Annotated in this window: 28 protein-coding genes; 14 read left to right on the plus strand and 14 right to left on the minus strand. The window is 62.2% G+C overall.

Annotated elements, in window-relative coordinates:
- The first annotated feature begins 3 nt into the window (after nucleotides 1-3).
- Complete coding sequence (gene recX / locus EV286_RS14395) at nucleotides 4-558, plus strand: recombination regulator RecX (RefSeq protein ID WP_132957822.1); 555 nt, start codon at nucleotides 4-6, stop codon at nucleotides 556-558.
- A gap of 43 nt (nucleotides 559-601) precedes the next feature.
- On the opposite strand, the gene EV286_RS14400 is transcribed toward recX, so the two are convergent.
- Nucleotides 602-1,069, minus strand: coding sequence for a truncated hemoglobin (locus EV286_RS14400; protein WP_132957823.1), 468 nt, complete (start codon nucleotides 1,067-1,069; stop codon nucleotides 602-604).
- 170 nt (nucleotides 1,070-1,239) lie between these two features.
- Here EV286_RS14400 and mbfA point away from each other — a divergent pair, with 170 nt between their 5' ends.
- Nucleotides 1,240-2,223 carry an iron exporter MbfA gene (gene mbfA, locus EV286_RS14405; RefSeq protein WP_132957824.1) on the plus strand — a complete coding sequence of 328 codons (984 nt, stop codon included), beginning with the start codon at nucleotides 1,240-1,242 and terminating at the stop codon, nucleotides 2,221-2,223.
- A gap of 150 nt (nucleotides 2,224-2,373) precedes the next feature.
- Here mbfA and EV286_RS14410 read toward each other — a convergent pair whose 3' ends face one another.
- Both EV286_RS14410 and EV286_RS14415 read right to left on the minus strand, forming a co-directional pair.
- Nucleotides 2,374-2,973: a transglutaminase-like cysteine peptidase gene (locus EV286_RS14410; RefSeq protein ID WP_132957825.1), complete on the minus strand. Its 600-nt coding sequence runs from the start codon at nucleotides 2,971-2,973 to the stop codon at nucleotides 2,374-2,376.
- A 208-nt stretch (nucleotides 2,974-3,181) separates the two neighbouring features.
- The gene (locus EV286_RS14415; RefSeq protein ID WP_132957826.1) at nucleotides 3,182-3,985 is read right to left on the minus strand and encodes an alpha/beta hydrolase; all 804 of its coding nucleotides are present in this window, start codon (nucleotides 3,983-3,985) and stop codon (nucleotides 3,182-3,184) included.
- A 182-nt stretch (nucleotides 3,986-4,167) separates the two neighbouring features.
- On the opposite strand from EV286_RS14415, the gene infC reads away from it, so the two are divergent.
- The 5 genes from infC (at nucleotide 4,168) to pheT (ending at nucleotide 9,375) form a co-directional block, all read left to right on the plus strand.
- Complete coding sequence (gene infC, locus EV286_RS14420) at nucleotides 4,168-4,707, plus strand: translation initiation factor IF-3 (RefSeq protein ID WP_132958066.1); 540 nt, start codon at nucleotides 4,168-4,170, stop codon at nucleotides 4,705-4,707.
- A 358-nt stretch (nucleotides 4,708-5,065) separates the two neighbouring features.
- On the plus strand, nucleotides 5,066-5,269 hold the full coding sequence (gene rpmI, locus EV286_RS14425; protein ID WP_003570998.1) for a 50S ribosomal protein L35: 204 nt from the start codon (nucleotides 5,066-5,068) through the stop codon (nucleotides 5,267-5,269).
- A gap of 40 nt (nucleotides 5,270-5,309) precedes the next feature.
- On the plus strand, nucleotides 5,310-5,714 hold the full coding sequence (rplT, locus tag EV286_RS14430; protein ID WP_132957827.1) for a 50S ribosomal protein L20: 405 nt from the start codon (nucleotides 5,310-5,312) through the stop codon (nucleotides 5,712-5,714).
- Nucleotides 5,715-5,854: 140 nt separating this feature from the next.
- Nucleotides 5,855-6,937 (plus strand): phenylalanine--tRNA ligase subunit alpha, encoded by a 1,083-nt coding sequence (pheS, locus tag EV286_RS14435; RefSeq protein WP_132957828.1) that lies wholly within the window; start codon nucleotides 5,855-5,857, stop codon nucleotides 6,935-6,937.
- A gap of 14 nt (nucleotides 6,938-6,951) precedes the next feature.
- Nucleotides 6,952-9,375, plus strand: a complete 2,424-nt coding sequence (gene pheT, locus EV286_RS14440) for a phenylalanine--tRNA ligase subunit beta (RefSeq protein WP_132957829.1) — start codon at nucleotides 6,952-6,954, stop codon at nucleotides 9,373-9,375.
- 30 nt (nucleotides 9,376-9,405) lie between these two features.
- On the opposite strand, the gene EV286_RS14445 is transcribed toward pheT, so the two are convergent.
- From EV286_RS14445 to EV286_RS14455, 3 genes are all read right to left on the minus strand, one after another.
- Nucleotides 9,406-9,780, minus strand: a complete 375-nt coding sequence (locus EV286_RS14445; protein ID WP_132957830.1) for a nuclear transport factor 2 family protein — start codon at nucleotides 9,778-9,780, stop codon at nucleotides 9,406-9,408.
- A gap of 79 nt (nucleotides 9,781-9,859) precedes the next feature.
- Nucleotides 9,860-10,153, minus strand: a complete 294-nt coding sequence (locus EV286_RS14450; protein ID WP_132957831.1) for a hypothetical protein — start codon at nucleotides 10,151-10,153, stop codon at nucleotides 9,860-9,862.
- A 226-nt stretch (nucleotides 10,154-10,379) separates the two neighbouring features.
- Nucleotides 10,380-10,874, minus strand: a complete 495-nt coding sequence (locus tag EV286_RS14455; RefSeq protein ID WP_132957832.1) for a ferritin-like domain-containing protein — start codon at nucleotides 10,872-10,874, stop codon at nucleotides 10,380-10,382.
- A gap of 154 nt (nucleotides 10,875-11,028) precedes the next feature.
- On the opposite strand from EV286_RS14455, the gene EV286_RS14460 reads away from it, so the two are divergent.
- Nucleotides 11,029-11,646: a hypothetical protein gene (locus EV286_RS14460; RefSeq protein WP_132957833.1), complete on the plus strand. Its 618-nt coding sequence runs from the start codon at nucleotides 11,029-11,031 to the stop codon at nucleotides 11,644-11,646.
- Here the strand turns inward: EV286_RS14460 and EV286_RS14465 are convergent.
- Complete coding sequence (locus EV286_RS14465; protein WP_132957834.1) at nucleotides 11,636-12,079, minus strand: GNAT family N-acetyltransferase; 444 nt, start codon at nucleotides 12,077-12,079, stop codon at nucleotides 11,636-11,638. The genes EV286_RS14460 and EV286_RS14465 overlap by 11 nt on opposite strands.
- 26 nt (nucleotides 12,080-12,105) lie before the next feature.
- Complete coding sequence (locus tag EV286_RS14470; protein ID WP_132957835.1) at nucleotides 12,106-13,056, minus strand: aldo/keto reductase; 951 nt, start codon at nucleotides 13,054-13,056, stop codon at nucleotides 12,106-12,108.
- Nucleotides 13,057-13,233: 177 nt separating this feature from the next.
- Here EV286_RS14470 and EV286_RS14475 point away from each other — a divergent pair, with 177 nt between their 5' ends.
- Nucleotides 13,234-14,220, plus strand: a complete 987-nt coding sequence (locus EV286_RS14475) for a Gfo/Idh/MocA family oxidoreductase (RefSeq protein WP_132957836.1) — start codon at nucleotides 13,234-13,236, stop codon at nucleotides 14,218-14,220.
- A gap of 9 nt (nucleotides 14,221-14,229) precedes the next feature.
- Here the strand turns inward: EV286_RS14475 and EV286_RS14480 are convergent, their stop codons facing one another.
- Together EV286_RS14480 and EV286_RS14485 are read right to left on the minus strand one after the other, a co-directional pair.
- The gene (locus EV286_RS14480) at nucleotides 14,230-14,601 is read right to left on the minus strand and encodes a GtrA family protein (protein WP_132957837.1); all 372 of its coding nucleotides are present in this window, start codon (nucleotides 14,599-14,601) and stop codon (nucleotides 14,230-14,232) included.
- A 121-nt stretch (nucleotides 14,602-14,722) separates the two neighbouring features.
- Nucleotides 14,723-15,763, minus strand: a complete 1,041-nt coding sequence (locus EV286_RS14485; RefSeq protein WP_132957838.1) for a glycosyltransferase — start codon at nucleotides 15,761-15,763, stop codon at nucleotides 14,723-14,725.
- A 171-nt stretch (nucleotides 15,764-15,934) separates the two neighbouring features.
- On the opposite strand from EV286_RS14485, the gene EV286_RS14490 reads away from it, so the two are divergent.
- Entirely contained in the window at nucleotides 15,935-17,779 is a 1,845-nt protein-coding gene (locus EV286_RS14490) for a hypothetical protein (RefSeq protein WP_132957839.1), read from the plus strand.
- A 53-nt stretch (nucleotides 17,780-17,832) separates the two neighbouring features.
- Here the strand turns inward: EV286_RS14490 and EV286_RS14495 are convergent, their stop codons facing one another.
- Nucleotides 17,833-18,063 (minus strand): hypothetical protein, encoded by a 231-nt coding sequence (locus EV286_RS14495; protein WP_132957840.1) that lies wholly within the window; start codon nucleotides 18,061-18,063, stop codon nucleotides 17,833-17,835.
- A 383-nt stretch (nucleotides 18,064-18,446) separates the two neighbouring features.
- Between EV286_RS14495 and xseA the strand changes: the two genes are divergently transcribed.
- Both xseA and EV286_RS14505 read left to right on the plus strand, forming a co-directional pair.
- The gene (gene xseA / locus EV286_RS14500) at nucleotides 18,447-20,033 is read left to right on the plus strand and encodes an exodeoxyribonuclease VII large subunit (protein ID WP_132957841.1); all 1,587 of its coding nucleotides are present in this window, start codon (nucleotides 18,447-18,449) and stop codon (nucleotides 20,031-20,033) included.
- Between the two features lie 14 nt (nucleotides 20,034-20,047).
- Nucleotides 20,048-20,641 carry an NAD(P)H-dependent oxidoreductase gene (locus EV286_RS14505; protein WP_132957842.1) on the plus strand — a complete coding sequence of 198 codons (594 nt, stop codon included), beginning with the start codon at nucleotides 20,048-20,050 and terminating at the stop codon, nucleotides 20,639-20,641.
- Between the two features lie 90 nt (nucleotides 20,642-20,731).
- On the opposite strand, the gene EV286_RS14510 is transcribed toward EV286_RS14505, so the two are convergent.
- From EV286_RS14510 to EV286_RS14520, 3 genes are all read right to left on the minus strand, one after another.
- The gene (locus tag EV286_RS14510) at nucleotides 20,732-21,985 is read right to left on the minus strand and encodes an aminopeptidase (RefSeq protein WP_132957843.1); all 1,254 of its coding nucleotides are present in this window, start codon (nucleotides 21,983-21,985) and stop codon (nucleotides 20,732-20,734) included.
- An 84-nt stretch (nucleotides 21,986-22,069) separates the two neighbouring features.
- A complete protein-coding gene (gene ybaK / locus EV286_RS14515) occupies nucleotides 22,070-22,543 on the minus strand; it encodes a Cys-tRNA(Pro) deacylase (RefSeq protein ID WP_132957844.1) in 474 nt (157 codons plus the stop codon).
- A gap of 10 nt (nucleotides 22,544-22,553) precedes the next feature.
- The gene (locus EV286_RS14520; RefSeq protein ID WP_132957845.1) at nucleotides 22,554-22,910 is read right to left on the minus strand and encodes an ArsC family reductase; all 357 of its coding nucleotides are present in this window, start codon (nucleotides 22,908-22,910) and stop codon (nucleotides 22,554-22,556) included.
- Between the two features lie 143 nt (nucleotides 22,911-23,053).
- Here EV286_RS14520 and EV286_RS14525 point away from each other — a divergent pair, with 143 nt between their 5' ends.
- Together EV286_RS14525 and EV286_RS31960 are read left to right on the plus strand one after the other, a co-directional pair.
- On the plus strand, nucleotides 23,054-23,584 hold the full coding sequence (locus tag EV286_RS14525; protein WP_245500709.1) for a MarR family transcriptional regulator: 531 nt from the start codon (nucleotides 23,054-23,056) through the stop codon (nucleotides 23,582-23,584).
- Between the two features lie 110 nt (nucleotides 23,585-23,694).
- Nucleotides 23,695-23,865: a hypothetical protein gene (locus EV286_RS31960; RefSeq protein ID WP_165932846.1), complete on the plus strand. Its 171-nt coding sequence runs from the start codon at nucleotides 23,695-23,697 to the stop codon at nucleotides 23,863-23,865.
- The last annotated feature ends 9 nt before the right edge of the window (nucleotides 23,866-23,874 follow it).

Raw genomic sequence — 23,874 nt, forward strand, 5'->3', positions numbered from 1 at the left:
CCTGTGACGGACGAGACGGCTCAATCCGACACGCCGACGGCTCGCATGCTCTCCTGGGCGCGCAACTCCACCATCTATCGCCTGGAGCGGCGCATGATGACGGAGAAGCAGCTCTTCGACGCGATCACGCGGAAGGCACGGCAGAAGTTCGAGGAGATCAGCGAGGCGCAGGTGAGGGCACTCGCGGATGCGGCCGTCAAGTTCGCCTACGATCAGAAGGCGCTTGATGACGCGGCCTTCGCGGCCATGAGCACGCGATCGGGCGTCAATAGCGGCAGATCCAGGCGCATGATCGCGCAGAGGCTGTCGCAGAAAGGGGTCTCGGCCGATATCGCGTCAGAGGCTTTGGAAAATGTCGACGATCTTGTCGCTGCCGTCGTGATGGCGCGCAAACGTGCCTTCGGCCCGTTCCGTCGCGGCGAACTGGATGAAAAGCGCAGTGCGAAGGAGCTTTCGGCTTTCGCAAGAACCGGCTTCAGCCTCGACATCGGCCGGAAGATCTTCGCCATGGCGCGGGAGGAAGCCGAAGAGATTCTCGCTGCCGGCAAAAGCCTTTAGAACAAGCGAGTGCGGGCAGCCTAGGCACTCTCCTTAGGCATATTCAGGCCGGCTTGCGCAGCGGATCATCCAGCGCCGGATTGTAGAAGAGCGAGAGCGTAAGGCTCTTGGCGATGCGCTCAGCGGTTACCATGAACCAGTCCCGGGCTTCCCGCGAAGGTGCGATGTCGTCCAGCGTGGCGGAAAACAGCGCCAGCCATTCGCTGAAGAGCTCAGGCGCCAGGCCCTCAACGCCGAAATGCGCCTGTACAGGCTTGCCGCCATAGGCGCCGTTGCGAAAGGCGATCGACGACCAGAAGCGCTTCATCTTTTCCAGGTGGTCGGGCCAGCGGCCGGAGAGCCTGCCATCGAAGACAGGGCCGAGGCGCGGATGGGCCTGGATGCGGCCGTAGAAGGTCTCGACCATCGTCCCGATGAAGGCGGCGTCGACGCCGATCCGTTGCATGTCCGCTTCCGCACGCTCGCGGATTTCGGCGACATGGGCGGCGCGGCCCGACAATTCCCTATCCATGTAATGTGCTCCCGGCAGTGCCAATTGCCGCCGAATATAGGCAGTTTTCCGCCGGACCCAAGGCTTCGCAATCCTGTTGCGTCAATCTGTCAATTCGGCGGGGGTCAGCGCTTGACCGAAGCAGTGCTGCACTTTAGATTTAGAATAATTCTAAATGTGGAGATTTCATTATGCTGGCGCGCTTTTTCAGGTCGTCGAAACGTTCATTTTCGTCTTTGTCGGAGCAGGAGATTCTTGCACTGGCAATCGCCTCCGAGGAGGACGACGCGCGCATCTACCTCGCCTATGCCGATAGCCTGCGCGGCAAGTATCCGCAATCCGCCAAGGTCTTCGAGGACATGGCCGAGGTGGAGGATACCCACCGAAAGTCGCTGATCGAGATCCACCGCCAGCGCTTCGGCGAGCGGATACCGCTGATCCGCAGGGAGCATGTTCAGGGCTTCTACGAGCGCAAGCCCGATTGGCTGCGCAACAACCTCTCCCTGGATGCGATGCGGGAAGAAGCGGAGGCAATGGAGGAGCAGGCCTATCGCTTTTATGTCGAGGCAGCAAAGAGGACGTCGGATGCCTCGACCAGGCAACTTCTGGGCGATCTTGCGCTGGCGGAGCAGGGGCATGAGGATATTGCCAGGATGCTCGGTGAAAAACACAGGCCGGATGACGTGAAGAAGGACGAGGATGAGACTGCGCGTCGCCAGTTCGTTCTCACCTATGTCCAGCCGGGGCTTGCTGGCCTCATGGACGGCTCGGTATCGACGCTCGCGCCGATCTTTGCCGCCGCCTTCGCGACGCAGGACACCTGGCAGACCTTTCTCGTCGGCCTCTCGGCCTCTGTCGGCGCCGGCATATCGATGGGCTTCACCGAGGCCGCCCATGACGACGGCAAGATTTCCGGGCGCGGCTCGCCGGTCAAGCGGGGCCTCGCCTGCGGTATAATGACGACGCTTGGCGGGCTCGGGCACGCGCTGCCCTATCTGATCCCGCAATTCTGGACCGCAACCATTACCGCTGCGGTCATCGTCTTCTTCGAACTCTGGGCAATCGCCTTCATCCAGAACAAGTACATGGAGACGCCCTTCCTTCGCGCGGCCTTCCAGGTGGTGGTGGGCGGTTCGCTCGTCCTGGCCGCCGGCGTTCTGATCGGCAATGGGTGAGGCGCGATCGGGCGCAGCCCGAGCAATCGATTGCAGCGCCGAACGCCCTGGGTCGAAGCGAGGGGCCGGGATATGGTGCCGCGCATGAAATCCCACAAAACGAAAAGGCCGGCGAACCGCCGGCCTTTCCGAATTTGCTGCAGTGGTGCCTTATCTCAGAGCGCCGACCAGAACGTCACGGCCATTCTGGATCGTGACCCAACGCCCGGAATTGGCGCTCGCCTGCCGCTTGATGAAGGTATACGGCGTCTCGGACCAGGGCTTGACGGCATTGTTGAGGTTGTCGAGGACATAGTCCCCCTCTGCCGTGCGAAGCGTCAGGACCGCGTGGCCTTCGCCATCGGGCTTGCGAACCACGGTGATCAGGAGATCCGCCGCCGAAAAGCCCTGCTGGATCAGTCGCTTGCGCTTCAGGAGCGCGAAATCCTCGCAGTCGCCGGCGGTCGTGGGATAGGCCCACACTTCGTCGCGACCGTAGATTTCCTTGTCCGTCATCGGAGTAATGGAAGAATTGACTGACGAGTTAACGGAGCGAACGGTCGCCCATTTGCCAGCGGTCATCTTTACGGGAAGCGTGTTGCGGTTCGGGCCGCACTCGAAACGGTGCGACTGACAGAATTGATAATGACCAATCGGCTGCGATGTGCCGCTTCCGGTGATCATTGACTGGCTTTTTGTAAGAGCCGGCGTTGCCGCCGCAGACATAACAAAGACGGCCGTAATGGCCAACAGAACACCCTTGAACTGCACGCCGCTTCCCTTCTGTGACCCCCGACCTTAACAAAGAGTTAAGAATGTATGGGAAAGGAAGTCAATCGTTACTTAAGTGTTAACGGATGCCTACAGAAAATATGGTTAAAATGCTACCTAATCCCGGGACAACCCGCAAAAGTCGGTCGTTTGGGCCGAATTTCGCGCAATTGGTGCCGCGCGCCGTCAGCGAATGTACAGCCCGCCGTTAACGAATGACAAGCGCGGAGACGGCATCGAGCATGCGCTCGAGGTCCTGCGGACGCGAGAGGCGATGGTCGCCGTCGCGCACGAGAGTAAGTATTACGTCGTCGGCGGGAAGGTGCTCCAGGAGCTTCAGCGCGTGCGACCAGGGAACGTCGGCGTCCTGCATGCCCTGGAGGATATGGACGGGGCAACCGGTTTCGATGATCCCCTTGAGGACGAGATTGTCACGGCCGTCTTCAATAAGGGCGCGCGTGAAGATGTTCGGCTCCGGACTGTATTCCGACACCTCCTCGAAATAGCCGCGCTCGGCAAGCGAGGAACGTTCGGCATCGGAAAGCTCGGGTTCAAGCAGTTCGTAGGTGAAATCCGGTGCCGGTGCGATAAGCACCATGCCTTCGACCCTGGGGCCATTCGGCTGCTTGCGCAGCTCCTGTGCGAGCCGAAGCGCGATCCAGCCGCCCATCGACGAGCCGACGAGGACGATGCGCTGCGGCGCGGCGTGGCCGACGACGCCGAGTGCCTCCTCCAACCATCGCGAGATCGTGCCGTCCGTGAACTGGCCGCCGGAAATGCCGTGGCCCGAATAATCGAAACGGATGGAGGCAAGCCCCTCCCTTTCGGCAAACGCGTCAAGTTCCACCGCCTTCGTGCCCGCCATGTCGGAACGATAGCCCGAAAGCCAGACGAGCGTCGGGCCGCTGACGTCATCGCGAGCCTTGCGCACCAGCATCGCGATCGATCTTGCCTGGTCGCCGGCGCCGATGGTGATGAAGCTGGGTTCGGGCGTGCTCGATGCTTCGGCCATGGGGCGTACTCCTGTTGCGGCGCAGGCTCTTAAATCAGATTCGTCCTGCGGCTGACAGGAGGTGATTTTTCCAATAAACCATGCTATTGACTTCAGCGCAGCAATACCGACATTTCCGCCAGTTGCACCGGCGGGACAGCGCGGCTGCGACTATTTCGAAACAATTCGAGGAGAATACGACCATTCGCAGACCTTTTAAAGCCGACGCGCCCGTCAAGGAAGGGCCGCGTTCCAATCGGGAAATCCGCATACCGAAAGTTCAGCTGATCGCGGCTGATGGACAGAATATGGGCGTTGTCGCCACGGACCAGGCATTGAGAATGGCAGAGGAGGCCGGCCTCGACCTGGTGGAAATCTCCCCAAATGCTGAGCCGCCAGTGTGCAAGATCCTTGATCTGGGCAAGCTGAAATATGCCAACCAGAAGAAGGCCGCCGAGGCGCGCAAGAAGCAGAAGATCGTCGAAGTCAAAGAAATCAAGATGCGCCCGAACATCGACACCCATGATTATGAGGTGAAGATGAAGGCGATCGGCCGCTTCTTCGAAGAAGGCGACAAGGTCAAGGTCACGCTGAAGTTTCGCGGCCGCGAAATGGCCCACCAGGAACTCGGCATGAAGCTTCTGCAGCAGGTCAAGGAAGACACGCAGGAGATCGCCAAGGTGGAAGCCGAGCCCAAGCTCGAGGGCCGCCAGATGATGATGGTCCTGGCGCCGAAGGCATAAGCAGGATCTCGTCAGCACGGGAGCCGTCCGTCGCGACGGCTTTTTTGTTTTTGCCCGCTCCCTCGTTTCCGTGACCCGAACAGGAATAAGGAGCGATGCGGCGCCGGAACAGGCAGGTGGCAGCGGCGGCAAATTCCGCCGGCTTGCCCGTTGCACTTTTCCAGCACTGCGGTTATAAGCGCGCGTCCGAACCGACCGGCAGGGCATGCCGTGGCGGTTCAGAATGCTTGTGGAACGGTTCGTCGCCGTCGCCACAGATCAACAACAAACGCTCCCGCGCCTTTTGCGAAGACCGGAAACGGCCCCGCAGGAGGGCTTTTTTGATAAAGCGCGCGAGGGGTACGGAAGGAGTAGCAAAATGCCCAAGATGAAGACGAAGTCCTCTGCCAAGAAGCGGTTCAAGATCACCGCGACCGGCAAGGTCAAGGCCGCCGCCGCTGGCAAGCGCCATGGCATGATCAAGCGTACCAACAAGTTCATTCGCGACGCCCGCGGCACCATGGTTCTTGCAGAACCCGATGGCCGCAAGGTGATCAAGAACTACTTGCCGAACGGTCTCTGAGACTTTTCGCGACACGCTTCAAGATTAAGGAGATCATGACATGGCACGCGTAAAAAGAGGCGTCACCGCCCACGCCAAGCACAAGAAGGTTCTGAAGGCTGCCAAGGGCTTCTACGGCCGCCGCAAGAACACCATCCGCGCCGCAAAGGCGGCCGTGGACCGTTCCAAGCAGTACGCTTATCGCGACCGCAAGGTTAACAAGCGCAATTTCCGCGCTCTCTGGATCCAGCGCATCAACGCCGCTGTCCGCGAATTCGGCCTCACCTACGGCCGCTTCATTGACGGTCTGAACAAGGCCGGCATCGAAGTCGACCGCAAGGTCCTTTCCGACATGGCGATCCATGAGCCGGAAGCGTTCGGCGCCCTGGTTGCTGCTGCAAAGAAGGCGTTGGACTACCTCAAGGACGCCGGTACGAAGAACGAGTTTGAAAGCGCGGTCAACTAAGCCAGCGCTTCCCAAGCTTTGCACTTCATCAAATTGGGAAACCCGCGCTGGTTGGGCTGGCGCGGGTTTTTCTTTCTCTACGCTCCCCGCGCCGTCCGGTGCCTGAACCTGCCCCGCCCCTGAAGAAAAGAAGAAGAGATATGTCCGATCTCGATACGCTGAAATCATCGCTTCTGACGGAGATCGCCGCCGCTGGCGACGAGCCGGCGATCGAGGCCGTGCGAGTTGCGGCCCTCGGCAAGAAGGGATCGGTTTCCGATCTCCTGAAGACGCTCGGCAGCATGTCGCCCGATGAGAGGCAGACACGCGGCGCGGCCATCAACGCGCTGAAGAACGAGGTCACCGAGGCGGTCAACGCGCGTAAGTCGGAGCTTCGCGAGGCGGCGATCGACGCACGGCTGAAGGCCGAGACCGTCGATGTTTCGCTGCCGGTCCGCTCCTCGCCGGCCGAGCGCGGCCGCATCCATCCGATCAGCCAGATCGTCGACGAGATCACCGCGATCTTCGGCGACATGGGCTTTGCGATAGCGGAAGGCCCCGACGTCGAGACCGACTACTATAATTTCACGGCGCTGAACTTCCCCGAGGGTCACCCGGCGCGCGAGATGCACGACACCTTCTTCTTCAATCCGGACGAGAAGGGTGAGCGAAAGGTGCTGCGCACCCACACCTCGCCGGTGCAGATCCGCACCATGGAGGCGCAGAAGCCGCCGATCCGCATCATCATTCCCGGCAAGACCTACCGCCAGGACAGCGATGCCACCCATTCGCCGATGTTCCATCAGGTCGAGGGCCTCGTCGTCGACCGGAAGGCAAACGTCGCCAACATGCGCTGGGTGCTGGAGGAGTTCTGCAAGACCTTCTTCGAGGTCGATAGCGTGACCATGCGCTTCCGGCCGTCCTTCTTCCCCTTCACGGAGCCCTCCTTCGAGGTCGATATCCAGTGCGACCGTTCGGGGCCGATCGTGAAGTTCGGCGAGGGCACCGACTGGATGGAGATCCTCGGCTGCGGCATGGTGCATCCGAACGTACTGCGCTATGGCGGCCTCGATCCCGATGAATATCAGGGCTTTGCCTGGGGTATGGGGCTCGATCGCATCGCCATGCTGAAATATGGCATGCCCGACCTGCGCGACTTCTTCAACGCCGACGTCCGCTGGATGACGCATTACGGCTTCCGCCCGCTGGACGTGCCGACGCTGTTCGGCGGTCTGAGCGCGTAAGGGAGGATAGGACAATGAAATTCACGCTCTCCTGGCTGAAGGAACATCTCGAAACAGATGCCGCGCTCGATGAGATCTGCGAGCGCCTGACGGCGATCGGGCTCGAGGTCGAGGATGTCGACGACAAGGCGGCGTTCAGGCCCTTCGTCATCGCCAAGGTGCTCTCCGCCGAGAAGCATCCACAGGCCGATCGCCTGAAGGTGCTCATGGTCGATACGGGGCAGGGCGCTCCGGTGCAGGTCGTCTGCGGCGCACCGAACGCGCGCGCCGGCCTCGTCGGCGCATTCGCGGCGCCCGGCACCTATGTTCCCGGCATCGACGTGACGCTTGCGGTCGGCAACATCCGTGGTGTCGAAAGCCGCGGCATGATGTGCTCCGAGAAGGAGTTGGAGATCTCCGACAATCACGACGGCATCATCGACCTGCCGGAGGATGCGCCGGTCGGCACGAGCTACGCCGCCTATGCGCATCTCGACGATCCCGTCATCGAGATCAACCTGACGCCGAACCGGCCGGATTGCACCAGCGTCCATGGCATCGCGCGCGATCTTGCCGCCTCCGGCCTCGGCACGCTGAAGACGCGGACCGCTCCGTCCTTTGCCGTCGACGGCGAGACCACCGTGAAGGTGAAGCTCGACCTCGATGACGAGAAGCTTTGCCCCGGCTTTGCGCTCCGCCTCGTGCGCGGCGTCAACAATCGGCCGAGCCCGCGCTGGATGCAGCAACGGCTGATCGCGATCGGTCTTCGCCCCATCAATGCGCTGGTCGACATCACCAACTACATGACCTTCGACCAGGGTCGGCCGATGCACGTCTTCGACGCTGGCAAGGTGAAGGGCAACCTGACTGTCCGTCGTGCGGCGGCGGGCGAAAGTGTTCTGGCGCTCGACCAGCGCGAATACAAGCTCGGGCCGAACAACGTCGTCATCGCCGATCAAGATGGCGTCGAGTCCATCGGCGGCATCATGGGCGGCGAACATTCCGGCTGCGACGAGAATACCCGGGACGTGCTGATCGAATCCGCTCTCTGGGATCCGATGAACATTGCCAAATCCGGTCGTGGCCTCGGCATCATCACCGATGCGCGTTACCGCTTCGAGCGTGGCGTCGATCCGGAATACATGGTCCCTGGCCTCGAGCGCACGACGGAACTGGTTCTCGAACTCTGCGGCGGCACGCCCGCCAAGGCAGAAGTCGTGGGCTACAAGGGCTATGAGCCGAAGATTGTCGACTTCCCCTATTCCGAGGTCAAGCGCCTGACGGGGCTGGAAGTCTCGACCGAGGAAAGCAACACGATCCTGACCCGCCTGGGCTTCAAGGTTTCCGGTTCCGGCGATCGGGTTTCCGTTAGCGTTCCTTCGTGGCGCCCGGACGTGGACGGCAAGGCCGATCTCGTGGAAGAGATCATGCGTATCCATGGCGTCGACAACATCAGGCCGACGCCGCTTGAAGGCCATGCAGCGGTCAACGGAAAGATCCTGACGACGCTGCAGATCCGCACCCGTATCGCCAAGCGCGCGCTTGCCGCACGCGGCATGCTGGAGGCCGTCACCTGGTCCTTCATCGCGGAAGACCAGGCAAAGCTCTTCGGCGGCGGTTCCGAGGCGCTGAAGCTTGCCAATCCGATCGCAGCCGACATGTCGGACATGCGGCCCTCTCTGCTGCCCGGTCTCCTGACTGCCGTCCAGCGCAACGCCGACAAGGGTTACGGCGACGTCGCGATCTTCGAGGTGTCCGGTACCTATGAAAACGACAGGCCCGAAGGCCAGCGCCGTGTTGCCGGCGGCGTTCGCCGCGGCACCGAATCCCTCGCCGGCGCCGGCCGCATGTGGCTGAATGCGCAGAAGGGCGGCGGCAAGCCGGTCGACGTCTTCGACGCCAAGGCCGATGCGCTCGCCGTCATCGAGGCTTGCGGCCTCCCGACGGGCAACATCCAGATCGAGCAGGGCGGTCCGGCATGGTACCATCCCGGCCGTTCCGGCACGATCAAGATGGGCCCGAAGGTTGTTCTCGGCTATTTCGGCGAGTTCCATCCGAAGACGCTCGAGGCGCTCGATGTCGCCGGCGCGCTTTGCGGCTTCGAGATCTACCTCGATGTGATGCCGGAACCGAAGAAGAAAGCCACCCGCACCAAGCCGCCGCTCGAGCTCTCGCCCTTCCAGGCGGTGAAGCGCGACTTTGCTTTCGTGGTCGATCGCAACGTGGAAGCGGGCGCCATCGTCAAGGCGGCTTCGGGGGCCGACCGCAAGCTGGTGACCGCCGTCAACGTCTTCGACGTCTTCGAGGGTGCTTCGCTTGGCGAAGGCAAGAAGTCGGTCGCAATCGAAGTCCAGATCCAGCCGGCCGAGCGTACGCTGACCGACGAGGACTTCGACGCGCTGACGCAGAAGATCGTCGCGAGCGTCGCGAAGTTCACGGGCGGTGTGCTGCGCGCCTGAGGATTGAATGCCGAAAAATCGGCCCGGCCCTTACGACGGCCGGGCTTGTCCCTGCAGGTAGTAGACCTTGTGGATGATCGCCCATCGTCCGTCGACCTTCAGCAGCGAAAGGTAGTCGGTAAAGCGGGCTCCTGCGAATTCGTCCACGACCTTTACGTTTGCGGCATCGCCGGCGATGTCGATGATCTGAATATCCATGTATGGCTGGGTGCCCGGCTCCGCGCCGCCTTCTTCGGCGACCGCCTTGATGAATTCGTCGCGCGACAGCCACTCCAAAGCGCCGTCGTAATTGCCGACGATTGCCGCGCGCGGATGAAAGGCCTTCCGCATCGCGGCTTCATTCGCAAAGGTCATGCCCTCGACGTAGAGGTGAACGACGGCTTCAATTTCCTTTGCCTCGGACATTTCTTGAACTCCTCGTCTCCGTTCATCCAAGAGATAGTAGCGCTCCGCTTTCCCGCCAAGCAGTGGGGATCGTGGAACTCTAATGCTGCTTCGGGTAGAGCGTCTCAAGGGCGGTCGAGACAAGTTCCTCGACATAGGACTGTGCGACATCGGCGGTGGTCGGGGAGACGCCCATCTCCCTGCACTTGTTCTCTACAGCCTCCTGTATGAGGTTGAGCACGCCCTTGCCAATCCTGGCATTGCCTTCGTCGGAAGTGTCGAGGACCATGGCGAGGGAGGTCATGGCGACCACCTCGAGCACGAGCATGCGTCCCTCTATCGCCGCGAGATCGCCTCGCGACCCATTGCTGCCACCCTGCCTGCCCAATGCCATAAAAGCCTCCATTTCAAAGGCCTACATTAGCGTTCGCCCTCTAATATTGAAGGTCCTCGGGGTGAATATTTCAGGTTAATCTAATAGTTGTAAGACTTTCGGCCGGTTTTCCCTGCGCGCCTGCGAAGGGAAAAACTCTCGGCCATCTCCCAGTCCCTCCGCCTCCACTCGCCGTTGGCAATCCTCAGGCGACCGGCACCCGCCGGCCGCCATTGGAGTGCCTCGCTCACGCAGCCGCCTTCTGGTTTACGACGGTCGTCGCAAGCTTGCTGAGGGATTGGTCCGTCTTGCCCTCTTCCTGCAGAGTCTGGTTTAGCAGGGCGACGGCCTCCTTGTGACCGAGCATCTGGGCCCAGGTCTTCAGAGTGCCGTAGCGGGCCATCTCGTAGTGCTCCACGGCCTGGGCCGCCGAAATCAGGCCCGCATCGACGGCCTGCGTGCCCTTGAACTCTTCCAGGATTTCCTCGCCCTCGGCGAGAATGCCCTGGATTGCCTCGCAGGTCTTGCCCTGGGCGCGCTTGCCGATCAGTTCGAAGACCTGCTGAAGCCGTTCGACATGGCCTTCCGTCTCTTCGCGGTGCTTCTCGAAGGCGGCCTTGAGCTCGGCGGATTGTGCCCCGCGTGCCATTTTGGGCAGGGCTTTCACGATCTGCCGCTCGGCGTAGTAGATGTCCTTCAGTGTATCGTAGAACAGGTCTTCCAGATTCTTTTCCTTGGCCATGCTTCCTCTCCTTGTTTTCGGGTGGACGCCACATCGAACGTGGACTTCTAGAGAAGCGACGGGGTCTTGGATTGTTCCGCGATGCTGTGATTTTGTGGCGGAGGCTTCGCCGTTGTGATTGGATTCCCCGCCTAGGCGCTTGAAGGGAGATGCGATGAGAAGACCGGCTTCGATGAAGGGACTGGAGGACCTCGGCCGCTTGCGGCTGTCGGAAAACTTCTTCCTGCGCGATTTTCTGCATTCGGAGATCGCCGATTTCTATCGCATCCCCAACATACCGGACGATCCGGATCTTGCGGTCGAGGCAGGCCGCAGGCTCTGCGAGGAGTTGCTGGAGCCATTGCAGAAGACGTTCGGCCGGCTGCATATCCGCTCGGGTTATCGCTCGGCCGAAGTCAATGCCTTCGGCAACAGGAACGGGCTTAACTGCTCCTCAAATGCTTCGACGGCCGCGGACCATATCTGGGATCTGCGGGATTTCGACGGTTGCATGGGCGCGACCGCCTGCATCGTCGTGCCGTGGCTCATCGACAACCACCGTCATGAAGGCGACTGGCAGAAGCTCGCATGGTGGGTTCACGACCACCTTCCCTATGCCTCGCTCTGGTTCTTCCCGAAGCTCTGGGCCTTCAACATCCAGTGGCACGAGCGACCCCGCCGCGTCATCCAGAGCTATGTCGCCCCGCGCGGCATGCTGACCAAGCCCGGCATGGCCAATTGGAGCGGAGACCACTCCGCCTTCTACGAAGGCTTTCCGGCGCTCAAAAGCTGATGCGGTAGCGGATATGGCCGTCGGTCTCGACATAGCTGTCGTAGAGCCGCCGCGCCGTCTCGTTGTCCTCGCTGGTGTGCCAGTAGAGGCGAGCCCAGCCGTTTGCCTTGCAGAGGACAACGAGATCGTCCATCAACGCCCGACCAATGCCCTTGCCGCGCGCATCCGGATCGACAAAGAGATCCTCCAGATAGCAATCGGGCGAGCGGATCCATGTCCCCTCATGCGTGAGGCCGAGGGCGAAGCCGACGACGTTGCCGTCGGCCTCCGCAACCCGCATGAAGATCGTGGAGGCTGGATCGAAGACCCGGCGCCACGTCAGGTCGGTGATATCAGGGTCGATCCCGACCTGGTAGAAGGCAAGGTAGTCGGCCCAGAGCTTGCGCCAGCGGGTCTCGTCCTCCAAACGGGCATCGCGGATCACCACCGTCATTGCTCAGCTCCCTCCTGCAAGTCGTCTCATGCACCTGCCTTGTCGAGAAGTGCCATTGCTTCGTCGGACAGGGTGAGGTTTGCCGCATTGATGAGCGCATCCAGCTGGGTCAGGCTGGTGGCGCTGGCGATGGGGGCAGTCACTCCCCGCTTGCGCAACAGCCAGGCAAGCGCGATTTCGGCCGGCTTCGCGCCGGTCTCGGCGGCAACCTTGTCGAGAGCGGCCAGAATGCGCAGGCCCTTGTCGTCGAGATATTTGGAAACGCGGCCCTCGCGTGCCCGGCCCTCCGTATCCGCCTTCGTGCGATACTTGCCGGAGAGGAAGCCCGCCGCAAGGCTGAAATAGGTTATGACGCCGATATCCTCCTTGACGCAGAGATCGGCAAGAGCGCCTTCAAAGCCTGCCCGGTCGTAGAGATTGTATTCCGGCTGCAGCACGTCATAGCGCGGCAGCCCGGCCTTCCTTGCCGCATCGAATGAATCCTGGAGCTGCTGGGCATCGAGATTGGAACAGCCGATCGCGCGGATCTTTCCCTGTTCCTTGAGGCGGGCATAGGCACCGAGGGTCTCCTCGTAAGGTGTATCCGGGTCCGGCCAATGGGAAAGGTAGAGGTCGATATGGTCGGTCTGCAGCCGCCGCAGCGAAGCCTCGACGGCCTGGGCGATATAGCTCGCCTTGAGGCCCTTCTTGCCGGGGCCCATCTCGGAACCAACCTTGGTGACGATGATCACCTTGTCGCGCGCGACGCGGCCCTGCTTCAGCCACCTGCCGATGATCTCTTCGGAATCGCCGCCCTTGTTGCCCGGCACCCAGGCGGAATAAACGTCCGCCGTATCGATCGTGTTGAAACCGGCATCGAAGAACTTGTCCAGCAGCGCGAAGGAAGTCTTCTCGTCGGCGGTCCAGCCGAAGATATTGCCGCCGAAGACGATCGGGGCAATGGAAATGCCGGTCTTGCCGAGCTTGCGCAGGGTCATCGCTCTCTCCCGAATGAATTGAATAAATGAAGCAGGCGAAGCAGCGAGTGCCGCTATTTTCATTTACGACTTTCGCGGGCACATGGAAACCAAACTTCGGTGAAATAGTGTGTCGCCATTGCGCAGCCCCTGGCGGCTGAATATGGTTGCGCCGAATTTTGGTTGAGGAGATTTATCATGTTGCGCTTCGGAATTTTGTCGACGGCGAAAATCGGCCGTGAGCTGGTCGTGCCGGCCATCCAGGATGCGGAAAACTGCGTCGTCACCGCCGTCGCGAGCCGCGAGCTTGCCCGCGCCCGCGAAATGGCGGACCGCTTCTCCGTTCCGCATGCCTTTGGTTCCTATGAGGAAATGCTGGCGTCCGACCTGATCGATGCCGTCTATATCCCGCTGCCGACGTCCCAGCATGTCGAATGGACGATCAAGGCGGCGGATGCCGGCAAGCATGTGCTCTGCGAGAAGCCGATCGCACTGAAGGCCGCGGAGATCGACAGCCTGATTGCTGCGCGTGACCGCAACAATGTCCTGGTGACGGAAGCCTACATGGTCACCTACACGCCGGTCTGGAAGAAGGTGCGCTCGCTGATCGCCGATGGCGCGATCGGCCGCCTCCGCCACGTGCAGGGCGCCTTCACCTATTTCAACCGCGACCCCGGCAACATGCGCAACATTCCGAGCCTCGGTGGCGGTGGCCTGCCGGATATCGGTGTCTATCCGACGATCAGCACGCGCTTTGTCACCGGCCACGAGCCGCTGCGCATCCAGGCTGTCACCGAGCGCGATCCGGAATTCGGCACGGACATCTATTCGAGCGTGAAGGCAGATTTCGGCGGCTTCGAGATGACCTTCTACATCTCGACGCAGATGGCAAACCGCCAGGTGATGGTGTTCCACGGAACGGACGGCTTCATCGAGGTCAAGTCGCCCTTCAACGCCGATCGCTACGGCGCCGAGGAACTCGAGCTCACAAATCGAAACCATTCGGAATCGCAGTTCTTCCGCTTCCCGGACAGCCGCCAGTACAAGTGTGAAGCTGAGGCCTTTGCCCGCGCTGCAAGCGGCGAGCAGGAGGAAGTCGTAAGCCTGGAAAGCTCGAAGCTGAACCAGCGCGTCATCGATGCGATCTATCGCGCCAGCGAAAAGGACGGCTGGGAGACGGTCTGACGGCCGGCCTCACCGCTTGGAATTCAGGCGGAAATAGCAGGCGAGGCTGAAGATGAAGGCGGCGGCGGTGGCAATGACCAGCGCCGTCAGCGGCTGCAGGGATGGCGCTGCGAAGAGCAGCGCCGCATAGAGCGCATAGTTGAGAATCGCGGTGATCACCACGATGACCGCCAGCCCGACGCGCCCGATTTCGTAGACATAGCGCTTGGCGAAGCTCGGCAGCCGGATAAGCCCCAGCATGACGATGACCGCGATCGTAAGACTTGCCGCGCGGGCGGAAAAGGCGTCGAAGGCCGTGACGCTGACGATGACATAAAGCACGACCGCGTCGACCGCGAAGCCCAGTGCGGAAACCCCGACAAAGCGAAGAAATCTCATCATCGCAAATCCCCCTCTGGATCGGCCGCCCAAGGCGGCAACCCGATGCCTCTGTCTGCGGTTCCGCACCCTTTGACCATCGCCCGGCTTACATCGGCAGTCGCAGGTGCGATTGCCGAGGCGGTTATCCGTTACTGCCGCCTGCGCCCGTTGTCCCATCGGGCGCCGACCGTTGGCCGATCTGATCGCTCTGTTTGCGCGGTGCCTTCCCGTCAGCCCCGTGGCTGCGGCGGTCGGCGCCGGCGTTCAGATACTGGATACGCAGATGTTCCGCCCTCGACCGCGCCACGGAGTCGAGAATGACTGCGGCCGTGAACATCATAATCGAAATCATCATCAGTGCCATGGAAAGCACCCAGGTCGGCATCCTGGCGACAAGTCCCGTCTCGAAATATTCAACGAGCACCGGCGTCATGAAGCTGAGGCTTGTCGTCATGAAGAGCGCGCTCAACACGCTGAAGAAGGCAAAGGGCCTTGTCTCCTTGGCCAGCATGGCGAACATCCAAAGGATTTTTGCGCCGTCCTTGAATGTCGAAAGCTTCGAATGGGACCCCTGCGGCCGGCGGCCGTAGTCGAGTTCAAGCTCGTTGACCGGCAGTTTCAGCCGCGAGGCGTGCACCGACATCTCGGTCTCGATCTCGAAGCCGGCGGAGACCGCCGGGAAGCTCTTGACGAAACGGCGCGAGAAGGCGCGGTAGCCGGAGAAGATGTCGCTGAAGTCGGCGCCGAAGATCGCTCTGTAAAGTGTGTTGAAGATGCGGTTGCCGAAGGCATGTCCTTGCCGGCCGGCATCGTCATGGACGCCGCGCCGGTTGCCGACGACCATGTCCGCCCGTTCCGTCAGCAGGGTCCTGACCAGTTCCTCGGCGTCTTCGGGCCCATAGGTGCCGTCGCCGTCGGCCATGACGTAGATGTCGGCGTCGATATCGGCAAACATGCGCCGCACCACATGGCCCTTGCCCTGCCGCCGCTCGCGCATGACGGTCGCGCCGGCAAGCATCGCTCGCAACGCCGTCCCGTCCGTCGAGTTGTTGTCGTAGACGAAGATGCGTGCCTGCGGCAGAGCGGCGCGGAAGCCGCGCACGACTGCGTCGATCGTTGCCGCTTCGTTGTAGCACGGCAGGAGTACCGCGATGTCGAGATTGTCGGACCAGGTCTCAGGCATGATTTACACTCGGAACAGGAAAATTAGAACAAGCTTACGCCCGCGGCCGTTAACAATGCCCTAGGAACATCGAGACTTGGCCCGTCGCTTGCTCACCGCCGTCGGTTTTACCTTTTCTTGATCGCCTGTCGCTAACATGCGGCCTGTTCAATCGGATGATGGGCCGACGACATGACCGACATGGCAGAGATCGCGGGCAGACCCGCGAGATTGGTGAGGAGCGAGAAATTCGCTTTCTGGCAGCGCCTTCTGCCATCCGTCGCGGTCTATAGCTTCGTCGTGATCGGCGTCATACTCGCCCTGTCCCTCCCGAATGCCACTGATTATGTCGGCAGCGACAATGACGACGGCATGCGGCTCATGGAGGTGCGCGACCTGCTCGCCGGCCAGGGATGGTTCGACCTGACGCAATACCGCCTCGGCCTCGAAGGCGGTACGCTGATGCACTGGTCGCGGCTGGTCGATCTGCCGATCGCCAACCTCATTTCCTTCTTCGGGCTCTTCCTCGCGCCGGAGAAGGCGGAAGCCGTCGCTCTCGCCGTCTGGCCGCTTTCTCTGGTCATTCCGCTGCTCGCTGGCATGGCGCTTGCCGGTCGCCGTGCCGGTGGCCTTGCCGGTATGCATATCAGCCTCGGCCTGACGGCTCTCATGATTGCCACCAGCAGCCGTTTCGCGCCCGGCGGCATCGATCACCACAACGTCCAGCTCGGCCTTGTCGCTGTGATGACGGCCATGGTGCTGGATGAACGCCGGCGCGCCACCAGTTTTGCGATTGCGGGCCTGGCGGCAGCGCTGGCGATCGCGGTCGGCGCTGAGACCACGCCCTTCGTGGCCGCACTCTGCCTGATCGTCGCCGTGCTCTGGGCATGGGAGGGGGCGACCATGAAGGCCGCGACCCGCGCATTCGGCCTTTCGATCACGATCGCAATCTCGGCCTTCTTCTTCCTGACCGTTCCGCCGCGCCTCTATTCTGCCGTCACCTGCGACAATCTCTCGCTCGGCTACTACAGCCTGACGGCTCTCGGCGGCGGGCTCCTGGCTGCCGCCGCGGCCGCAAGCCGCCTGCCGCGCATTTACCGTTTCGGCATGCTGGGAGGGATCGGCGCCGCTACCTTTGCAGCCGCGGTCGTGCTCGCGCCGCAGTGCCTGCGCGGACCGCTCGCCAATCTTGACCCGATGCTTGTCGAGCTCTGGCTGAACGGCATCGTAGAGGCCCAGTCCTTCCTCGCGCTCAGCCGTCATGATGCTACCTCCCTTGGCACATTCTATATGCCGGGGCTCTTTGCGATTGCCGTCTGCCTGTTCCGCATCCGGCGCGGGGAGAAGGTGCGGGTACATGGCATCATGCTTGCGCTGCTGCTCGTCAGCTACGGCATCGCTGTGGTCCAGGTGCGCGGCTCCGCCATCTCAAACCTTCTGGCGGTCATTCCGCTCGCCCTGCTGCTCGCCGATCTCAGGCGCATCTCCAACAGTGACCCGGAGGATATGGGAGCGGCCTTCCTTTACGTGCTCGCGACGCTGATCTCGGTGCCGGCCGTATGGGCCGTCGGCGGCGCACTCGCGAACTCGAATCTGGAAAACCTTCTCGCAGCCACCAACCCGCCGACCTCGAAGAAACAGGAATCGTGCACCTCGCGCGAGGCCTTGGCGCAGCTTGCAAGCCTGCCGACGGGTGTCGTTGCGGCTTCCTCGGAACTTGGCGTGCCGATCCTGCGCTTCACCGGCCACCGGACGCTTTCTGCACCCTATCACCGCAATCAGGGCGGCATGCTGACGGAGCTGCACATCGGCCTGGCCGAGCCCCGCGAGGCGGAGGCGTTCCTGCGTGGTGCGGGAGTCACCATCATCGCCTTCTGCCCGAGCGACGCGCAGACAGTCAGGCTATCCAGGCTGGAGCCGCATGGCCTCTACGCGGACCTGCTGCGGGGCAGGATACCCGGCTACCTTCAGCAGGTGCGCGGCACGCCGGCATCGGGTGACCTGCAGCTGTTTCTGTTCAACCCGCCAGTCAGATAGAAAGACTGATAACTCGGCGAAGGATCGTCCGGGAAGCCTCTAGTTTTCCGAGATCAGGCAGTGCGCCGGCGATCGAAGGCGATCAGCGCGCCGAAGAACGCGATGAGGCCGGCATTGTACCCTGCAATCGCGACGGCAAGCGATAGGATGGAGACTGGGCCCGGGGAAACCGCCGCCGCGGCGGCAAAGCTGAGGCAGATCAGGGCGGCAACGAGCGCGACCGAAAAGGCCGAGCGCATCGCCCCGGTAAAGATGCCTGTCGTCATGGCAGTGATGAGGATCACGCCGCAGTCTCCCTGTTGGAATTCTTTGCAATCACTATGGCACAAGCCTGCTAAGAAAGGTTTATCGGAGGAAATTGCGGCGCTGACGTCCCGGTGTGTGGATGGTCTGAAATAGGGCCTCGGCCCCCACTAGAGGCCATCCGGGGCCCCAAATGGCGCTCTCGGTTCACCGCCTATTTATCATGTTCGAAAGAAATCCCGCCGGGGGCCAGACGAGCGCGGCGATATCGCCAGCGGGCATCCCTTGAGAAGCCGCGTTTCCCGGTTCAGCATCTTGGCGCGAACGTCACACTTGGCGCCATCAACACGAAAAAATCATCCCCGCGCGGCTATCCGAAATTCACCATGCTGCTCTTGCTGAACGCTTCGGCTAAAAGGGAGGCATGAGCAGCTTCTTTGAGAATGATTCGCCGTCCAACCTGGCGGAATACACGGTCTCCGAGCTCTCGGGCTCGATCAAGCGAACGGTGGAAACCGCCTTCGACCAGGTGCGCGTGCGTGGCGAGATTTCAGGCTATCGCGGGCCGCATTCGTCGGGCCACGCCTATTTCTCGCTGAAGGACGACCGGTCCCGGATCGATGCCGTCATCTGGAAGGGCACCTTCTCGAAGCTGAGGTTCCGCCCGGAAGAGGGCATGGAAGTCATCGCCACCGGCAAGGTGACGACCTTCCCGGGCTCGTCGAAATACCAGATCGTCATCGAGACCTTGGAGCCGGCCGGCGCCGGCGCGCTGATGGCGCTGCTCGAGGAGCGCAAGCGCAAGCTTTCGGCCGAGGGCCTGTTCGATGCCGACCGCAAGCGCCGCCTGCCTTTCATGCCGAAGGTGATCGGTGTCGTCACCTCGCCGACGGGCGCGGTCATCCGCGATATCCTGCATCGCATTTCCGACCGCTTCCCCGTCCACGTCATCGTCTGGCCGGTGAAGGTGCAGGGGGAGGGGTCGGGCGAGGAGGTGGCGAACGCCATCCGGGGCTTCAACGGCTTCGAGCGGAATGGTCAAATCCCGCGGCCGGACGTGCTGATCGTCGCGCGTGGCGGCGGCAGCCTCGAGGACCTCTGGAGCTTCAACGACGAGATCGTCGTGCGCGCGGCAGCCGCGAGCGAAATCCCGCTGATTTCCGCCGTCGGCCACGAGACGGACTGGACGTTGATCGACTACGCGGCCGATATGCGTGCACCGACGCCAACCGGTGCCGCAGAAATGGCGGTGCCGGTAAAGGCGGAGCTCGAGGCGCAGGTGGCAAACCTGTCTGCGCGCCTGCAGGGCAGCGTCAATCGCCACATGGATCAGCGGCGCCAGTCGGTCCGCGCCCTGTTGCGCGCTCTTCCTTCGCTCGATCAGCTTCTGGCGCTTCCGCGCCGCCGTTTCGACGAGGCCGCAACGGGTCTCGGACGCGGGCTGGAGCTCAATACGCTCAACAAGCGCCGGGCCTACGAGCGCGCCGCCGCACATCTTCGCCCGGAGGTCCTTGCGAAGCCGATCCTCGAAAAGCGCCAGCGGCTTGCCGACCTTGCAGCACGGGCGGAGAGGACGGTCGAGCGCTCCGTTTCGGGTTACCGCGGCCGCGTTTCGGCCGCCGATGCATCGCTGCGCAATATCCCGGCCCGCCTGACCGCGCAGACGACCCGGGCGCGAGACCGGCTCGCCAGTCTTGCACGACATGCGGATACGGCGATCCGCCATCAACTGGCTCGTGCAAAGGCGGAGATCGTCGCCCAGGATCGCGTGTTGCAGTCGCTGTCTTACAAGAACGTCCTGAAGCGCGGCTATGCCGTCGTGCGCGACGGAGATGACAATCCCCTTTCCCAGGCTGAGGCGATTTCGCCGGGTATGGCACTGTCACTGGAATTCGCCGATGGTCGCGTCTCGGCCGTTGCGGGAGCCGGCGGCGGCCCGCCCCCGGCGAGGAAGAAGCCTGGCAAGGCAGCAACGCCTGTTGCTCCACCGAAGCAGGGAAGCCTGTTCTAGGGAAGGTCGCCGGCATGCGCATCCTGCTTGTTCTTGCCCACCCGCTCGAAGACAGCTTCGCCGCCTCAGTAGCGCGTACCGCGCGGGAAGCGCTGGAAGCCGAGGGCCACAAGGTCGATCTTCTCGATCTTTACCGGGAGGACTTCGATCCCCGCCTTTCGCCGTCCGAGCGACGCGGCTATTTCGACGTGCCCTATGACAGTTCGGCTGTCGCAGGCATGGTCTCGCGCCTTCGGGCCGCCGACGGGCTGATCCTGGTCTTTCCGCAGTGGTGGTTCAATTTTCCGGCGATCCTCAAGGGTTTCTTCGACCGCGTCTTTGCGCCTGATGTCGCCTTCGCGCACGATCTTTCCGGCGGCAGGATCGTGCCGAGGCTCACCAATATCCGGTTGCTCTGGGCGCTTACCACCACGGGCTCGCCCTGGTGGCTCGTGCACCTCTACATGGGAAATCCGGTACGCCGGCTTCTGAAACGCGGCATCGCCAGTTTCTGCGGCAAGGGCCTCAACTTCCGAATGATCAGCCTGCACGACATGGATCGCGCCACCGAGACGAAGCGCAAGGCGCATCTCGAGCGGGTCAGCCGCGCCCTGCGCTCGATCCGGTAGCAGCGGCGATGATGCCGCCGCCTAGCTGACAAAGCCGTCAACTCGGTTGGGTGTCTAGAGAGCGGCGGCCGTGGCCGCCGCCTGTCTGCCTCAGGCCCATTCGCCCTGACGCATGACCGGCACGCGCGAGCCGTCCGGCTTGATGCCGTCGATGTCGACCTTGTCCGAACCGATCATCCAGTCGATGTGGATGAGGCTGGAATTGCCGCCCTGTGCCTTGATCTGCTCCTGCGAGAGCTTGGCGCCGTCGAGGAAGCACTTGGAATAGCACTGGCCGAGCGCGATGTGGCAGGAGGCGTTCTCGTCGAAGAGCGTGTTGTAAAACAGCACGCCGCTCGCCGAGATTGGAGAGGAATGCGGAACAAGCGCGACTTCGCCGAGACGGCGGGCGCCCTCGTCCGTATCCAGTACCTTGTTCAGCACCTCCTCGCCCCGCGAGGCCTTCGCCTCGACGATCCGGCCGCCCTCGAAGCGGACTTGGATATTGTCGATCAGCGTGCCCTGGTGCGACAGCGGCTTGGTGCTCGACACATGGCCTTCGACCCGCAGCGCGTGCGGCGTGGTGAAGACCTCCTCGGTCGGAATGTTCGGGTTGCAGACGATCCCGAGCTTGGACGTCGAGGCGCCGCCCATCCACTCGTGGCCATCCGCCAGGCCGACCGTCAGGTCCGTGCCCGGCCCGCGGAAATGCAGCGAGGCGAAGCGCTGGCCGTTCAGCCAGGCGGAACGCTTGTGCAGGTTGGCGTTGTGCTCCGCCCAGGCGGCGACCGGATCGGGCACGTCGACACGAGAGGCCGCGAAAATCGCCTTGGCGAGCTTGGCGATTGCGATCGGCTCCGGATCGTCCGGGAAGACCAGCTTCGCCCAGGACGGGTTGGGATAGGCGATGATGTTCCAGTTGATCTCGAAATTGGAGATCTTCTCCAGGGCCGGCTTGTAGGCGGCCGAGTTGGCACGGTTGGCGCGTGCGACCTTGGCGGGGTCCTGCGCCGAAAGCAGCATGGGATTGTCGCCGGCAACGGCAAGCCGGGCCGAGCCGTTGGCATAGGCCTTGGCCATGCCGTCATAGAGCCAGCCGGCAGCGCGGTCGAAGCTTTCGTCCGGACCATATTCATAGCGCGCGAGCGTCGTTTCCTCGTCGGCATAGAAGGTCGAGACGAGCCCGGCGCCCGCCATGTAGGCATGCTTCGTGATGAGCCGGACGAGCGGAAGTGCCACGACCGGCGCGGTGATCACCAGATCCTGGCCCTTCTGGAGCTGAAGCCCGACCTTGACGGCGACTTCGGCAAGTTTTTCCAGATGGACGGGATCGACGGGGTTCTGGCTCGGAGGCATGAATGTCATGATGAACCTGCGTTCTGGAGGGGTGAAAAGAGGAGCCTGTCGAGACTAGGCGCCTTTGGGGCGAAAATGAAGCCGCTTGTCGGCTCAGGCGATCAATGGAGCGGCCGCTGCCTTCAGGACGGCAAGTGCATCGCCCGGAGCGAGACGCACCTGCAGCCCGCGCTGTCCGCCATTGATAAAAACATAGTCCTCGGCAAGCGCGGCCTCCTCCATGGCGGTCGGAACGGCCTTCTTCTGGCCGAAGGGGCTGATACCGCCGACATGGTAGCCCGTCAGCCGCTCCGCATCCGCCGGCTTCATCATGTTGGCCGATTTGCCGCGGAAGGCGCTCGCAAGCTTCTTCATGCTGACTTCGCGGTCCGACGGCACGACGACACAGACTGGCTTGCCGTCCACCTCGGCCATCAGCGTCTTCAGCACGCGGTGCGGCTCCTCACCAAGGGCTTCGGCAGCCTGCAGCCCCACCCGTTCCGCATTCGGATCGTAGTCGTAGCTGTGCACCGTAAAGGCGACCTTTGCAGCCGTGAGCGTCTGCGTGGCGCGGGTGGTCTTGGACATGGGTCTTCCCCTAGGCGGCTGTCGTGAAAAATGCCGCGTAGATTTCCGGCTTGAAGCCGATCAGGAGCTTGCCGTCTGCTTCCACGACCGGTCGCTTGATCATCGATGGCTGGTCTAGCATCAGCGCGATCGCCTTGTCTTCGTTCAGGTCCGCCCGGGCGGGATCCGGCAGCTTGCGGAATGTCGTGCCGGCGCGGTTCAGCACCGTCTCCCAGCCTGCCTCGGCTATCCAGCGCTGAAGATGCGCCCGGTCGATGCCCTCGGCCTTGTAGTCGTGGAATGCGTAGGCGATGCCATGGTCTTCCAGCCATGTCCGGGCCTTCTTCATCGTGTCGCAGTTCTTGATGCCATAGATTGTGACGGACAAGGCGATTCCTTTTCTTGCGAGATTTGCTCCTTCTTAGCGTCAATTCGCGCTCGAAGGCCAGATCGGCACGCTTCTTTCGTGCGCGCCGGCTTTCCCCGTGGCTGTTGTCGGCATATATATGCACCATGCATATAGGAGGCATCATGGGCGTGAGCGAAGACAGCGAAAGGCTGAGGCTGGAAAACATCTTCGGAGCGATGAGCCTGGCGCTCGTCGACAAGATGGAGAAGGCCTTCAGCGCGGAGACAGGTCTCGGGCCGAGTGCCGTCGCGGCGATCATCCAGATCGGCACGGAACCCGGCATGGCCATCGAAACGCTGCGGCGCATTATCGCCCTTTCGCATTCCGCCACGGTGCGTCTGGTGGATCACCTTGTTGCGGAAGGCCTGGTGCTGCGCGGGGAGGCGCTTGGAGGAGACCGCCGCGCCAAGGCCCTGCACCTTACGGAGGCGGGCGAGGCGCTCTTTCGCAGATCCATTGCCGCGCGCCGCGCCGTGATCGAGCGTGCCGTCGGCAAGCTTGACGAGGCCGAAACGGCACTCCTTGGCAGGCTCGCCGAAAAGCTTCTGCCGGCGCTTGTCGATCTTGGCGACGACCAGGACGTCGTCTGTCGCGTCTGTGATCAGCAGGCTTGCGTGCAAGACCGCTGCCCGATCGGCTTCATGGGACCTTAACCGGAAAATCGCTCTCAACTCCATCGCAATTGACATATATATGTATGTATGATACATATATAATACTGAACGAGTTGTCCGTTGAAGATCATGAGCAAGGAGTGCCGATCATGCGACAGGGCATATCATTGGTGACCGCCGCCCCTTCCAACAACAGGTCTGGAGCGATTGCCGTCACGCTTTCCGCATTTGTCAGGATCACGCGCGAGACCGGCGAACTCCTGGCAAGCGCCATGCAGATCGCAATCGCGACCCGCTGCCGCATGCCGGGCCGCTTCTGACGATCGCTG

The sequence above is a fragment of the Rhizobium sp. BK251 genome (genome assembly GCF_004345245.1).
In the GTDB taxonomy this organism is placed as follows: domain Bacteria; phylum Pseudomonadota; class Alphaproteobacteria; order Rhizobiales; family Rhizobiaceae; genus Rhizobium.